Consider the following 12587-nt stretch of genomic DNA (forward strand, 5'->3'; position numbering starts at 1 on the left):
GACATGGATATCCGACATGGAGCGTGTGATGCCCGACACCGGGGCTGATCAATCGCCACGGCGCTTTGCGCCCGGCTGGCCGTTGTGGCTGTTTACCCTGGGCTTTCTGCCGATACTGCTCGCCCTGGGATTCTGGCAGCTGGATCGCGCCGAGCAGAAACGCGAGCTGCAGACGCGCATGGAGCAGCGCCGGGAGGCTCCGCCTCTGGCACTGGAGGACATCTCCACCACCCGGGATCCGGCCTGGCGCAGGCTGCAACTGACCGGACAGTTCGATCCCGGGTACATCTGGCTGCTGGATAACCGGACCCGCAACGGCCAGGCCGGTGTCGAGGTACTGCAGCTGTTCCACGCCCACCCGGGCGACCAGCCCCTGATCATCAACCGCGGCTGGCTGCCGTGGCCGGATCGGCGCCACTTGCCCGGCGTCCCTACCGCCGCAGGTCTGCTGCAGCTGGAGGCCGAAGTCGTTGCCGAGGCCGAACCCGGTTTCCGCCTGCGCGGCGCCAGCACCCAGGGCTGGCCGCGCCTGATTACCCAGCTGGATCCGGCGGTGCTGGCCGGCCACCTCGACCTCGACCCGCCGCCCCTGATCGCCCGCCTGCAGCCCGGCAGCGCCGCAGCACTGCGGCTGGAGTGGCCGGCACTGTCAATGAGCCCCAGCAAGCACACCGGCTATGCGGTACAGTGGTTCACCATGGCCGCAGCACTGCTGGCACTGTTTTTCTGGGCCGGATACCACCGGCCCGTCTCCGGGGGAAACAACAACAATGATGAGCATGACTGAACAGCACTCCGTCAAACCGCGGGGCCAGCTGAAGCTGCTGGCGCTGCTCGCCGTGGTGATAGGCCCTATCCTGGTGGCCTGGCTGATGGTGAAACTGCAGATCGGCATCCCGCAGTCACAGACCAACCATTCCTCCCTGGTGGACCCGGCGCTGAGCGTGAGCGACTGGCAGGTGCCGGTGGAGCCCGTCGGCTACGGTGCCCCCTGGCGCCTGCTGGTCACCGCACCGGCGGGCTGCGACGAGGCCTGCCTGACTCTGGTGCACGAGGCGCGGCAGATCCACGTCGCCACCGGGCGAGAGGCTGATCGGGTGGAGCACGCTCTGGCCGTGGGACTGGCCCTGCCTGGCGAACTGGCCCATCGCCTCGAGCGGGACTACCCGCGCCTGCAGCAGCTGCCGCTGGACAGGCGGGCCTATGAAAGCAGTCTGGAGGCCCATGCGCCGGACTGGCGTGTCGGACCGCAGCTGTGGCTGGTAGACCCCCTTGGGCGGGTGGTGCTGCATCGTGATCCGGCGAACCCGGGCAAGCACCTGCTCGATGACCTGCGGCGCCTGCTGAAACTGTCCAAGATAGGCTGATGATCATGCGTAAACCCGGTTTTGTATTTGCATTGGCGGCCCTGGCGCTGGGCCTTGTCGTGGTAATCCTCGGCGCCTATACCCGTCTGGTACATGCGGGCCTGGGCTGCCCGGACTGGCCCGGCTGCTACGGATTTCTCAGCGTGCCGCGCAGCGATACCGCACTGGAACTGGCCCAGCTGCGCTTTCCCGAGGCACCAGTGGAAAGCTTCAAGGCCTGGGCAGAGATGATTCACCGCTACGCCGCCGGCCTGCTGGGCCTGACCATACTGGGTCTGGCCCTGCTGGCGCTGAAGCAGCGCGGCCGGGACGGCTACCCGCTGAAACTGCCCCTGGGTCTGCTGGCGCTGGTCATCTGCCAGGCCCTGTTCGGCATGTGGACCGTCACCCTGAAGCTCTGGCCCCAGGTGGTCACGGCACACCTGCTGGGCGGCTTCGCCACCCTGAGTCTGCTGTTTCTGCTGAGTCTGCGGCTGTCGGGACGCTTCCCAGCCGACGTGGGGCTGACAGCGCTGCGGCCGCTGGCCAGGGCCACCCTGCTGGTGGTGATCTGCCAGATCGCCCTGGGCGGCTGGGTCAGCAGCAACTATGCCGCTGTGGCCTGCGTCGACCTGCCCACCTGTCACGGCGAGTGGTGGCCGGACATGGATTTTGCCGCCGGTTTCAACATCTTTCAGGAGATCGGCCCCAACTACCTGGGCGGCATGCTCTATGGCGAGGGTCGCACCGCCATCCACTTCACCCACAGGATGGGCGCAGTGGTCACCCTGCTGATCACCCTGCTGCTGGCCTGGCGTCTGTACCGCGCCGGGCTGACTGCTACTGCCGCCGGGCTGACCCTGGTGCTGCTGACCCAGGTCGGCCTGGGCATTACCAACGTGCTGGCGCACCTGCCGCTGGCCGTGGCCGTGGCCCACAATGCGGTAGGCGCCCTGCTGCTGCTGAGCCTGGTGCTGGTGAACTACCGGGTGCGCCCGGCCAGCATCAAGGTGAACCGCCGGAGCAGCGCAGCGGTCGGACACTGGACGCCGGGATGAAATCCCGGCACAACCGATAAACCCGGGCCATACTGAACAGCACTGCCACAGGCGGACACATAATAACAAGCGCCCGAAGCGCAAAGGGGATATCCATGACGACCTTGACCAGAACCGCAACGGCCAGCTGGCGCGACTACCTGGAACTGACCAAGCCCCGGGTGGTGGCGCTGATGATCATCACCTCGGCGATCGGCATGCTGCTGTCCACCCCGGGGGCCATCCCCTGGTCGGTACTGCTGCTGGGCAATCTGGGCATTGCCCTGTGCGCCGGCTCGGCGGCGGCCATCAATCATGTGGTGGACCGCCGCATCGATATCCACATGGCGCGCACCCAGCGCCGGCCGCTGGCCCAGGGCCGGGTGCATCCGCTGCATGCCCTGCTCTTTGCTCTGGTGCTCGGGGTGGCCGGCATGGCCATACTGCTGCTGTGGATCAACGCCCTGACCGCCTGGCTGACCCTGGGCTCCCTGCTCGGCTATGCGGTGATCTACACCTCCTTCCTCAAGCGCGCCACGCCGCAGAACATCGTTATCGGCGGGCTGGCCGGCGCCGCGCCGCCGCTGCTGGGCTGGACCGCCGTCACCGGTCGGGTGGATGCCGAGGCCCTGCTGCTGGTGCTGATCATCTTCGCCTGGACGCCGCCGCACTTCTGGGCGCTGGCCATCCACCGCAAGGCCGAATACGCCAAGGTGGATATTCCCATGCTGCCGGTAACCCACGGTGAGCAGTACACCAAGCTGCATATCCTGCTGTATACCTTTATCCTGTTTGCGGTCAGCCTGCTGCCCTATGTCATCCACATGAGCGGCCCGCTGTACCTGATCGCGGCAATCGCACTGGGCCTGCGCTTCATCGACTGGGCCTGGGCACTGTACCGCGACAGCCGCAAGCATGCGGCGATCAGGACCTTCAAGTTTTCGCTCTGGTACCTGCTGTGGCTGTTCGTTGCCCTGCTGGTGGATCATTACGCGGGAGTAGCCGGATGGCTCTGAGTGGTGTGCAGAAAACCGTCATCGCTACGGTGGCGGTCATTGCCCTGGTAGTGGGGGCGACGGTCAACAAGGTGCTGCGGCCGGCGCCGCTGAGCGAGGCGCAGCTCACCGAGGCGGGGGTCTACCTGTTCGATGCGCCGCGACCGGTACCGGATGTCCGCCTTACCTCCGACAGGGGCGAAGGCTGGGGCCGAACGGATCTCGAGGGGCAATGGAACCTGCTGTTCTTCGGCTATACCTTCTGCCCCGACATCTGTCCGACCACCATGGCCGAGCTGCGCCAGCTGAGCCTGAATCTGCCTGAACAGCTGCGCGACCAGCTGCAGGTCACCATGATCAGCGTGGACCCCAACCGGGATACCCCCGAGCAGCTGCGCAGCTATCTGGCATTCTTCGATGCCGGTTTTGCCGGGGCCACGGGTGAACCCGACCAGCTGGCCGACCTGGCCCAGGCGCTGTCGGTGGCCTATATCGAGCCCGACACCAGCCAGGACAACTATCTGGTCGACCACAGCGGTCAGGTGGTGATCATAGATCCCCGGGGGCGCTACGTCGGGTTCATCCGCCCGCCGCTGCGACCGGAGCAGCTGGGTCAGTTGCTGCCGCGCATCATGGACGCTGGCGACTGAGAATTGCTCTGCTTACGGTTTGCCATATGGCTCTGATAACGCCTTGTTATCGCTGACATTTTCAGCTTGTTTGCTGGCCATGCGCTGCGCCTTTGGGCACAATGGGCCGTCCAGTTCACTACCAGTCAACCGAGGTGGCGCGCCATGCAAGGGCATCCGGATATCATCAACTACCTGAACGAGTTGCTGCGTGGCGAGCTCGGCGCCCGCGATCAGTACTTCCTGCACTCGCGCCTGTACGAGGACATGGGTTACAGCAAGCTGTACGAGCGCATCAATCACGAGATGGAAGAGGAAACCGAGCACGCCGACGCCCTGCTGCGCCGCGTCCTGTTTCTCGGCGGCACCCCGGATATGCGCCCGGTGGCCATCCAGCCCGGTTATACGGTGCCGGACATGCTCGAAGCCGATCTCAAGCTGGAATACCACGTGCGCGAAGCGCTGGCCCGGGGCATCGCCCTGTGCGAGCAGCACGGCGACTACGGCAGTCGTGACATCCTGGTCACCCAGCTCAAGGACACCGAGGAAGATCACGCCTACTGGCTGGAGAAGCAGCTGGGCCTGATCAAGCTGATCGGCCTGGAGAACTATCTGCAGGCGCAGATCTGACGCCCAGCCCGGCGGCCCATCCCGGGCCGCTGCAGTTTTCTCCCCCTTACTGCCGTCGCGGCACCAGCAACGACAGCATGAACAACCCCGCGGCACTGACCACTATGGAGGGGCCGGCCGGGGTGTCCAGATTCCAGGACAGCGCCAGGCCGCCCAGCACCGCCAGACAGCCCAGTGCACTGGCGCCCAGCGCCATCTGCTCCGGCGTGCGGGCATGGCGCTGGGCCGCCGCCGGCGGAATGATCAGCAGCGACGTGATCAGCAGCACCCCCACCACCTTCATGGCCACGGCGATGACGATGGCGATCAGCAGCATCAGCGCCAGGCGTATGCCGCTGACCGGCAGCCCCTCGACCCGGGCCAGCTCCTCGTGCACGGTCACCGACAGCAGCGGCCGCCACAGCCAGGCCAGCAGAACCATGACGATGGCCAGCCCACCGAGCATCCATGCCAGATCACCGCGGGTAATCGCCAGCAGATCACCGAACAGGTAGGCCAGCAGGTCGACCCGCACGCTTTCGGTCAGCGCCAGCACCACCAGCCCCAGCGACAGGGTGCTGTGCGCGAGAATGCCCAGCAGGGTGTCACTGGCCAGCCATTTGCGGTTCTGCATGGCCACCAGCAACACCGCCAGCAGCACGCAACCGACAGTCACCGCCAGAGTGAGATTGATCTGCAGCAGCATGCCCAGTGCCACCCCCAGCAGCGCCGAGTGCGCCAGGGTGTCACCGAAATAGGCCATGCGCCGCCATACCACAAAGGAACCCAGCGGGCCCGCCACCAGCGCCAGCCCGAGGCCGGCAATCAGAGCGTAGAGAAGAAAGTCAGGCATGGTTGCAGGGTGATCCGTCCGGGTGCTGGTGGGGCGCGTCGATGACTTCGCCGTGCATGTCGTGGCTGTGATCATGCTGGTGGTTGTATACCGCCAATGCGCTGGCCTGCTCGCCGAACAGGGCGATGAAGGCCGGATCGGCGCTGACCTGTTCGGGTCGGCCGGAACAGCAGACATGCCGGTTCAGGCAGACCACGGTGTTGGTGGTCGCCATGACCAGATGCAGGTCATGGGACACCATGAGCACGCCGCAACCGTAGCGGTCACGCAGCCGGGTGATCAGCTGGTACAGCTCTATCTGCCCGTTGACATCCACCCCCTGCACCGGCTCGTCGAGCACCAGCAGATCGGGGTGGCGCAGCAGGGCGCGGGCCAGCAGGATACGCTGCTGCTCCCCGCCGGACACCTGCTGCAGCGGACGCTGGGCGAGATATCCGGCACCCACCTCCTCCAGCGCTCGAAGGGCCGCCTCACGGCTGACGCCCGGGGCCAGCAGCAGAAAGCGCAGCACATTCAGCGGCAGGGTCGCATCAATCTGCAGTTTCTGCGGCATATAGCCGATGCGCAGCCGCGGCTGGCGCTCGACCCGGCCACTGTCGGCGGCCAGCAGACCCAGGACGATGCGTACCAGGCTGGTCTTGCCGGCCCCGTTGGGACCGATCAGGGTGACGATTTCGCCCCGGCGTACCTGCAGACTGATGTTGTCCAGAATCGCATTGCCATGGCGCCGCAGGCCCACCCGATCCAGGCTGAGCAGAATATCGCTCATGCAGCCTCCCGGCAGCGGGTACAGAGTCCGGCGATCTCCACCGTCTCGGACTCCACGGTAAAGCCCAGCTGCTCGGCGACCTTGCTGATGGCCGGCTGAATCAGCGACTGGTCCAGCTCGAAGGCTACCCGGCAGTTGCGGCAGATGAGGAAGTGGCCCTGATGCACATGCTCCGGACTGGCGCAGCCGATGAAGGCGTTCAGTGAGGCAATGCGGTGCACCAGTCCCTGTTCCTGCAGGAAGTCCAGGGCGCGGTAGACGGTAGGTGGTGCCGGACGCCGGTCGTCCTCACGGGCCAGGATATCCAGCAGATCATAGGCGCCCATGGGACGGTGACTCTGCCATACCAGCTCCAGCACACGCCGACGCAACGTGGTCAGGCGTACGCCGGCCCGCTCGCAGACCTGCTCCGCGGCCGCCAGGGCATCGCTGACACACTGCGCGTGATCATGCTGGCAGGGCGCTGCCACCAGCGAGGTGATTTTATTCATGCGGATCTGTTCCCGTACGGATACTGACTGTTATCATATAACAATTCTGCTTCAAGGTATCATCACCATGCGTCATTTCCTGCTCGCCCTGCTATGCGGGCTTGCCCTGCTTCCCTCAGCCGCCATGGCCGCCGGCCCCACCGTGGTCACCACCGTCAAGCCGCTGCAGCTGATTGCCGCGGCGGTACTGGACGGCATCGCGGTCCCCGAGGTATTGCTGCCACCGGCCGCCTCGCCCCACAACTATGCCCTGCGCCCCTCGGATCGGCGCCTGCTGGCCAACGCCGACCGGATCTACTGGGTAGGTCCGGACCTCGAGCGCTTCCTGCAGCGCCTACTGGAAAGTCAGCCCTCAGCCCGGCGGCTGGATCAGGTGCCGGGCCTGATGCTGCGTCGTTTCGGAGAGGAGGACGAGCACGGCCATGGGCACCATGATCACCATGCGCACGACCACGACCATGATGATCATGATCACGCCCCCGGCACCCTGGACGCCCATATCTGGCTGTCCACCGACAATGCTCGTGCGCTGGCCCGCTGGATGGCCGAGGACCTGGCCGAGCTGTTCCCCGGCCATGCTGCCACCCTGCTGGCCAATGCCGAGGCCCTGGATCAACGGCTGGAGCAGTTGCAGCAGCGCCTGGAGCAGCAGCTGCAGCCCCTGGCCGGCCGCCCGTATTTCGTGTTCCACGACGCCTATGGCTATCTGGAAGACAGTGTCGGTCTGCGGCCGCGCGGAGTGTTCAGCCTGTCCGCGGAAATCCAGCCCGGTGCCCAGCACGTGCAGCGTCTGCGTGCCACCCTGACCGACGCCGGGTCGAGCTGCATATTCCGCGAGCCGCAGTTCCCGACTGAGCGCATTGCCGCGCTGACCAGCGGTCTCAGCGTCCGGACCGCCGAACTGGATCCGCTGGGAATCGCGGTGCCGGTGGACGCGAACGGTTATGAAGCACTGCTGACACAGCTGGGTGAGAACCTCGCGGCCTGCCTGCAGGACCTCTGACTACCGCCCCGCTGTCAGCGAGTACCCAATATGGCTGCAAGCAGTCCCGGAAAGCGGCTCTCCATCTCCTCCGCGCGCAGGGAATTCATGCGCGTGGTGCCCACTGCGTAAGTACACACCAGGCCGGCATCGCGCAGCACCCGGAAGTGATGCGACATGCTGGACTTGGGCCGACCGCCGTCGAGCTCGCCACAACTGGCCTCGGGTACCTCGGCCAGCGGATGCGGCAGGAAGTCGGCATTCCAGTGTCCTCGGCCTGGGGCTTCGGCGAGCCGCACATCGCCGAGCAGGTGGTCCGGGACGGACAACTGGATCTGGTGATGGTCGGCAAGGCTCATCTGGCCAACCCGCACTGGGCCTATCATGCCGCCCGGGAGCTCAAGGTCGACCTGGCCTCCTGGACCCTGCCGGCCCCCTACGGCCACTGGCTGGAACGATACTGAGCGTAGTCTGCCCTGTCCGGCGATCGGGCAGGTGCTGATCCTCAGCATCGCAGCCTGCTGATTACCCGCTTGCGTACCTGAAAAGACGCAGTCAGATCACAGGGCCAGCGGCAAGCCCACCGTCACCTGGCGGTGGTGTACCAGCAGCGCACGGAAGTGCTGCGGGTCCTTGATCAGGACGCCGCTGTGGCCGGCATGCTGCTCGGCAGCCAGCTGGCGTGACAGCCAGAAGCGCAGCGCCGCCACCCGCAGCAGGTCCGGCCAGAGCTCGGCTTCCAGCGCGGTGAAGCGCCGCACGGCGGCATAGCCGGCCAGCAGCGCCTCGGCCCGCCGCCCGTCCAGTCCGCCCTGCTCCGCCAGAGCCCAGTCATTGACGCAGATCGCCACGTCATACAGCGCCCAGCCGCGAAAGGCATTGTGAAAGTCGATCAGCCCCGTCAGGTGGTGCCCCTCGAACAGGACATTGTCGCGGAACAGGTCTGCGTGCAGTACTGCCTCCGGCAACGCCGGACGCCGCGCGCGCAGGCGCTCGACCATCGGCAGCAGCTCACCCAGCAGTATGCGTGCCTCCTCATCACTGCGCGCCTGCAGTGCGCTGGCCTGCTCGGCCATCCAATCCAGCCCGCGATCACTGCGCCGCTGCAGGTCGGTACCTTCGGTCTCCAGATGCAGCCTGGCCAGCATCTGGCCCAGCGCATGACAATGGCTGGTATCGACCTCGCCCGGATGACGACCCGGCAGACGGGGTTGCAGCAACGCCGGGCGGCCATTGAGCCGATGCAGTGCCTGGCCCTGCCGGTCGCGCAGGGCGTAAGGCACCGGTAACCCCGCCTGATGCAGGTGATCGAGCAGCGCCACCATGAAAGGCAGCTCATCCACCGAGCCGCGTTCGATCAGGGTCAGAACGTACTCGCCGCGCTCGGTAGTGACGAAGAAGTTGCTGTTTTCGGCTCCGCCGGCAATGCCGCTGTAGTCGATCAGCCGCCCGAGGTCGAACCCCAGGAGAAAGGCTTCGAGCTCAGCAGCAGAGACCGGCGTGAATACCGACATGGCCGCTTCCTACCACTCGAAGATCTTCCAGGAGGGGATGCGCATGCCGCTGGGCGAGTCGGCCCGGGTGAAGTTGCCATCGTCATCCACCGCCACCAGGAAATAGGGCGCACCGTTCTTCGGCGTGATCTTGATCGCGTAGAGGAAGCCGTTGATGCGGTATTCCTCCACGGTCTTGTCGCCTTCCTGGCGAATGGTTACCTCGGGCTCGCCGGTCAGGGGCGGCTCCTGCGCCACCGAGTGCATGCTGCCCAGCAGCAAGAGTGCAGCCAATCCGCAGCCAATTAAGCGTGTCATGTTAACCTTGTCCTTCAGTGGGATGACGTTGCTGTCATTCTAGCCTCTTTTACTCTGGAAACGCTGACCTGACGCATGACTGACTCAATTGCCCCCCTGGTTCTGGTTGATGGCTCCTCCTATCTGTACCGGGCCTTCCACGCACTGCCGCCGCTGACCACCTCCACCGGCATGCCCACCGGGGCGGTCAAGGGCGTGCTGAACATGCTCAAGAGTCTGCGCAAGCAGTATCCGGACAGCCCCTTTGCCGTGGTCTTCGATGCCAAGGGCCCGACCTTCCGGGATGCCCTGTTCGAAAACTACAAGTCCCACCGCCCGCCCATGCCCGATGACCTGCGCGCCCAGGTCGAGCCGCTGCACGCCTGCGTGCGCGCCCTGGGCCTGCCGCTTTTGTGCGTCGAAGGGGTGGAGGCCGATGACGTGATCGGCACCCTGGCCCGACACAGCGCCGAGGCCGGCTGCCCGGTGGTGATTTCCACCGGGGACAAGGACATGGCCCAGCTGGTGGACGAACATGTCACCCTGGTCAACACCATGACCGGCACCGTACTGGATGTGGCCGGCGTGCATGAAAAGTTCGGTGTCGGCCCGGAGCTGATCATCGACTACCTGGCACTGATGGGGGACAAGGTCGACAACATCCCCGGCGTGCCCGGGGTTGGCGAGAAGACCGCGCTGGGCCTGCTGACCGGGCTGGGCGGCAACATGGATGTGATCTACGCCAATCTCGACAAGGTGCCGGAACTGCCCATCCGCGGCGCGAAGAAGCTGCCGGAGAAGCTGCTCGAGCACCGGGACATGGCCTACCTGTCGCGCCAGCTGGCAACCATCAAGGTCGACTGCGAACTGGACGTGAAGGTCGGCGAGCTGATGCCCGGCACCCCGGATCGCGATGCCCTGATCGAACTGTACCGCAGCCTCGAATTCAAGGCCTGGCTGGACGAGCTGCTGCGCGAGGCCAAGGCCGCCGGTGACAGCGTCGAGACCGTCGATCAGACCCCGGCGGTAGAGGCCGAGTACGAAACCATCCTTGATCAGCAGCGTCTGGACCACTGGCTGCAGCAGCTGCGCGAAGCCCCGCTGTTCGCCTTCGATACCGAAACCACCAGCCAGTATGCCCAGCAGGCCGAGCTGGTCGGCGTGTCCTTTGCCGTGGAGCCGCACAGAGCGGCCTATGTGCCGCTGGCCCACAGCTACATGGGCGTGCCCCAGCAGCTGGATCGGGATCAGGTGCTGGCCCAGCTCAAGCCGCTGCTGGAGGACCCCGCCCGACCCAAGCTGGCACAGAACGCCAAGTACGACATCAACGTACTGGCCCACTATGGCGTCGAAGTGCGCGGCGTGGCCTTTGACAGCATGCTCGAATCCTACGTCCTGGACTCCACCGCCACCCGTCACGATATGGACAGCCTGGCACTGAAGTACCTGGGCACAGGCACCACCCGCTTCGAGGACATCGCCGGCAAGGGCGCGAAACAGCTGACCTTCGACCAGATCGCCCTGGAGCAGGCCGCACCCTACGCCGCCGAGGACGCCGACATCACCCTGCGCCTGCATCGCACACTCTGGCCCCGCCTGGAGGAAACCGGCGCGCTGGCCAGCGTGTTCCGGGATATCGAGATGCCGCTGATGCCGGTGCTGGCACGGATCGAGCGCACCGGGACCCTGGTTGACGCGCGCCTGCTGGGCGAGCACAGCCGCGAGCTGGGCGAGAAGATGGTCGCGCTGGAGCGCCAGGCCTTCGAGCTGGCCGGTGAGGAGTTCAACCTCGGCTCACCCAAGCAACTGTGCGCCATTCTCTACGAGAAGCAGGGCCTGCCGGTGCTGGCCAAGACCGCCAAGGGCCAGCCCTCCACCGCCGAATCGGTACTGGCCGAGCTGGCCGACCAGGGTCACGCCCTGCCCCAGGTGATCATGCAGCACCGCACCCTGAGCAAGCTCAAGAGCACCTACACCGACCGCCTGCCGGAGCAGATCAACCCGCGCACCGGCCGTATCCACACCAGTTACCATCAGGCGGTCACCGCCACCGGCCGGCTGTCCTCCTCGGACCCGAACCTGCAGAACATCCCGATCCGCACCGCCGAAGGGCGGCGCATCCGCCAGGCCTTCATCGCCCCCGCGGGCTACCGCATCATGGCCGCGGACTATTCGCAGATCGAGCTGCGCATCATGGCCCACCTGGCCCAGGACGAGGGCCTGCTCGATGCCTTCCGCCAGGGTCTGGACGTGCACCGCGCCACCGCCGCCGAGGTGTTCGGCGTATCGCTGGAGGAGGTCACCGCCGACCAGCGGCGCAGTGCCAAGGCGATCAACTTCGGCCTGATCTACGGCATGAGCGCCTTCGGCCTGGCCAAGCAGATCGGTGTCGATCGCAAGCAGTCCCAGGACTATATCGACCGCTACTTCGCCCGCTACCCGGGCGTGCTGCGCTACATGGAGAACACCCGCGCCCAGGCTGCGGACAAGGGTTACGTCGAGACCCTGTTCGGCCGCCGCCTGTACCTGCCGGAGATCCATTCGAAGAACCAGGCCATGCGCAAGGGTGCCGAACGCACCGCGATCAACGCGCCCATGCAGGGCACCGCAGCAGACATCATCAAGCGCGCCATGATCGAGGTGGATGCCTGGTTGCAGGACTCCGGCCTGGATGCCCGGGTAGTGATGCAGGTTCACGACGAACTGGTACTGGAGGTCCGCGAAGACCTTATCGACCAGGTCAGCACCGGCCTGCAGCAGCGCATGAGCGCCGCCGCCAGCCTCGATGTACCACTGCTGGTGGAAACCGGTGTAGGCGATAACTGGGATGAGGCGCACTGAGCGCCCGTGCTCTGTAGGCTTGCGGTTATTCGTGCGAGCCGCCTGCACCCTGACCGGCCTATCCGTGACACGCCGTAAACACGTCCCTGTGGGCTCGTTGATGTCATCCCTGACATCAAACGGTCACGGACAGGCCGATCAGGGCGCAGGTACATATCATCGTGGCTGCTGATGGTTTTAGAACCAACAGCGGCGTGGTCGGTAACAGGAGAGCGCGGGAGGCAGGGTTGTGCCGACCGTCGGTT

Annotated in this window: 13 protein-coding genes and 2 pseudogenes; 9 read left to right on the forward strand and 6 right to left on the reverse strand. The window is 65.7% G+C overall.

Features of this window, described 5'->3' with window-relative positions; translation table 11 throughout:
• Positions 1 to 28 precede the first annotated feature (28 nt).
• From BM046_RS13555 to bfr, 6 genes are all read left to right on the forward strand, one after another.
• Entirely contained in the window at positions 29 to 787 is a 759-nt protein-coding gene (locus tag BM046_RS13555) for an SURF1 family protein (protein WP_090540440.1), read from the forward strand.
• A complete protein-coding gene (locus BM046_RS13560; protein WP_090540383.1) occupies positions 780 to 1367 on the forward strand; it encodes a hypothetical protein in 588 nt (195 codons plus the stop codon). The genes BM046_RS13555 and BM046_RS13560 overlap by 8 nt, the downstream gene beginning before the upstream one ends.
• A gap of 5 nt (positions 1368 to 1372) precedes the next feature.
• On the forward strand, positions 1373 to 2404 hold the full coding sequence (locus tag BM046_RS13565; protein ID WP_090540444.1) for a COX15/CtaA family protein: 1032 nt from the start codon (positions 1373 to 1375) through the stop codon (positions 2402 to 2404).
• Positions 2405 to 2499: 95 nt separating this feature from the next.
• On the forward strand, positions 2500 to 3399 hold the full coding sequence (gene cyoE, locus BM046_RS13570) for a heme o synthase (RefSeq protein ID WP_090540385.1): 900 nt from the start codon (positions 2500 to 2502) through the stop codon (positions 3397 to 3399).
• Positions 3390 to 4028 (forward strand): SCO family protein, encoded by a 639-nt coding sequence (locus BM046_RS13575; RefSeq protein WP_407046227.1) that lies wholly within the window; start codon positions 3390 to 3392, stop codon positions 4026 to 4028. Before cyoE ends, BM046_RS13575 begins: the two co-directional genes overlap by 10 nt.
• Before the next feature lie 144 nt (positions 4029 to 4172).
• Complete coding sequence (gene bfr, locus BM046_RS13580) at positions 4173 to 4637, forward strand: bacterioferritin (protein ID WP_090540387.1); 465 nt, start codon at positions 4173 to 4175, stop codon at positions 4635 to 4637.
• 46 nt (positions 4638 to 4683) lie between these two features.
• Here bfr and znuB read toward each other — a convergent pair whose 3' ends face one another.
• From znuB to BM046_RS13595, 3 genes are read right to left on the reverse strand one after another with little or no spacing between them, the layout of a single operon-like run.
• Entirely contained in the window at positions 4684 to 5469 is a 786-nt protein-coding gene (znuB, locus tag BM046_RS13585; RefSeq protein WP_090540390.1) for a zinc ABC transporter permease subunit ZnuB, read from the reverse strand.
• On the reverse strand, positions 5462 to 6238 hold the full coding sequence (znuC, locus tag BM046_RS13590) for a zinc ABC transporter ATP-binding protein ZnuC (protein ID WP_090540391.1): 777 nt from the start codon (positions 6236 to 6238) through the stop codon (positions 5462 to 5464). The genes znuB and znuC overlap by 8 nt, the downstream gene beginning before the upstream one ends.
• Positions 6235 to 6729 carry a Fur family transcriptional regulator gene (locus BM046_RS13595; RefSeq protein WP_090540393.1) on the reverse strand — a complete coding sequence of 165 codons (495 nt, stop codon included), beginning with the start codon at positions 6727 to 6729 and terminating at the stop codon, positions 6235 to 6237. Before BM046_RS13595 ends, znuC begins: the two co-directional genes overlap by 4 nt.
• Positions 6730 to 6796: 67 nt before the next feature.
• On the opposite strand from BM046_RS13595, the gene znuA reads away from it, so the two are divergent.
• Positions 6797 to 7732 carry a zinc ABC transporter substrate-binding protein ZnuA gene (gene znuA, locus BM046_RS13600; protein WP_090540395.1) on the forward strand — a complete coding sequence of 312 codons (936 nt, stop codon included), beginning with the start codon at positions 6797 to 6799 and terminating at the stop codon, positions 7730 to 7732.
• Between the two features lie 14 nt (positions 7733 to 7746).
• On the opposite strand, the pseudogene BM046_RS13605 reads toward znuA, so the two are convergent.
• Positions 7747 to 7950 (reverse strand): annotated as a pseudogene (locus tag BM046_RS13605) (ArsR/SmtB family transcription factor); the annotation flags it as partial.
• On the opposite strand from BM046_RS13605, the pseudogene BM046_RS13610 reads away from it, so the two are divergent.
• Positions 7951 to 8175 (forward strand): annotated as a pseudogene (locus BM046_RS13610) (NADH:flavin oxidoreductase/NADH oxidase); the annotation flags it as partial.
• A gap of 96 nt (positions 8176 to 8271) precedes the next feature.
• Here the strand turns inward: BM046_RS13610 and BM046_RS13615 are convergent.
• Positions 8272 to 9225 (reverse strand): homoserine kinase, encoded by a 954-nt coding sequence (locus BM046_RS13615; RefSeq protein ID WP_090540397.1) that lies wholly within the window; start codon positions 9223 to 9225, stop codon positions 8272 to 8274.
• Positions 9226 to 9234: 9 nt separating this feature from the next.
• Entirely contained in the window at positions 9235 to 9522 is a 288-nt protein-coding gene (locus BM046_RS13620) for a DUF2782 domain-containing protein (protein ID WP_090540399.1), read from the reverse strand.
• Positions 9523 to 9597: 75 nt separating this feature from the next.
• Between BM046_RS13620 and polA the strand changes: the two genes are divergently transcribed.
• Entirely contained in the window at positions 9598 to 12342 is a 2745-nt protein-coding gene (polA, locus tag BM046_RS13625) for a DNA polymerase I (RefSeq protein WP_090540401.1), read from the forward strand.
• Positions 12343 to 12587: the final 245 nt, after the last annotated feature.

Source organism: Halopseudomonas formosensis (genome assembly GCF_900115905.1).
Taxonomy (GTDB): domain Bacteria; phylum Pseudomonadota; class Gammaproteobacteria; order Pseudomonadales; family Pseudomonadaceae; genus Halopseudomonas; species Halopseudomonas formosensis.

What these genes read in the sequence shown, in the direction of transcription:
- BM046_RS13555 (WP_090540440.1), top strand. Translation starts at nt 29, where the DNA reads ATGCCCGACACCGGGGCTGATCAATCGCCACGGCGCTTTGCGCCCGGC.
- BM046_RS13560 (WP_090540383.1), top strand. Translation starts at nt 780, where the DNA reads ATGACTGAACAGCACTCCGTCAAACCGCGGGGCCAGCTGAAGCTGCTG.
- BM046_RS13565 (WP_090540444.1), top strand. Translation starts at nt 1,373, where the DNA reads ATGCGTAAACCCGGTTTTGTATTTGCATTGGCGGCCCTGGCGCTGGGC.
- cyoE (WP_090540385.1), top strand. Translation starts at nt 2,500, where the DNA reads ATGACGACCTTGACCAGAACCGCAACGGCCAGCTGGCGCGACTACCTG.
- BM046_RS13575 (WP_407046227.1), top strand. Translation starts at nt 3,390, where the DNA reads ATGGCTCTGAGTGGTGTGCAGAAAACCGTCATCGCTACGGTGGCGGTC.
- bfr (WP_090540387.1), top strand. Translation starts at nt 4,173, where the DNA reads ATGCAAGGGCATCCGGATATCATCAACTACCTGAACGAGTTGCTGCGT.
- znuB (WP_090540390.1), bottom strand. Translation starts at nt 5,469, where the DNA reads ATGCCTGACTTTCTTCTCTACGCTCTGATTGCCGGCCTCGGGCTGGCG.
- znuC (WP_090540391.1), bottom strand. Translation starts at nt 6,238, where the DNA reads ATGAGCGATATTCTGCTCAGCCTGGATCGGGTGGGCCTGCGGCGCCAT.
- BM046_RS13595 (WP_090540393.1), bottom strand. Translation starts at nt 6,729, where the DNA reads ATGAATAAAATCACCTCGCTGGTGGCAGCGCCCTGCCAGCATGATCAC.
- znuA (WP_090540395.1), top strand. Translation starts at nt 6,797, where the DNA reads ATGCGTCATTTCCTGCTCGCCCTGCTATGCGGGCTTGCCCTGCTTCCC.
- BM046_RS13615 (WP_090540397.1), bottom strand. Translation starts at nt 9,225, where the DNA reads ATGTCGGTATTCACGCCGGTCTCTGCTGCTGAGCTCGAAGCCTTTCTC.
- BM046_RS13620 (WP_090540399.1), bottom strand. Translation starts at nt 9,522, where the DNA reads ATGACACGCTTAATTGGCTGCGGATTGGCTGCACTCTTGCTGCTGGGC.
- polA (WP_090540401.1), top strand. Translation starts at nt 9,598, where the DNA reads ATGACTGACTCAATTGCCCCCCTGGTTCTGGTTGATGGCTCCTCCTAT.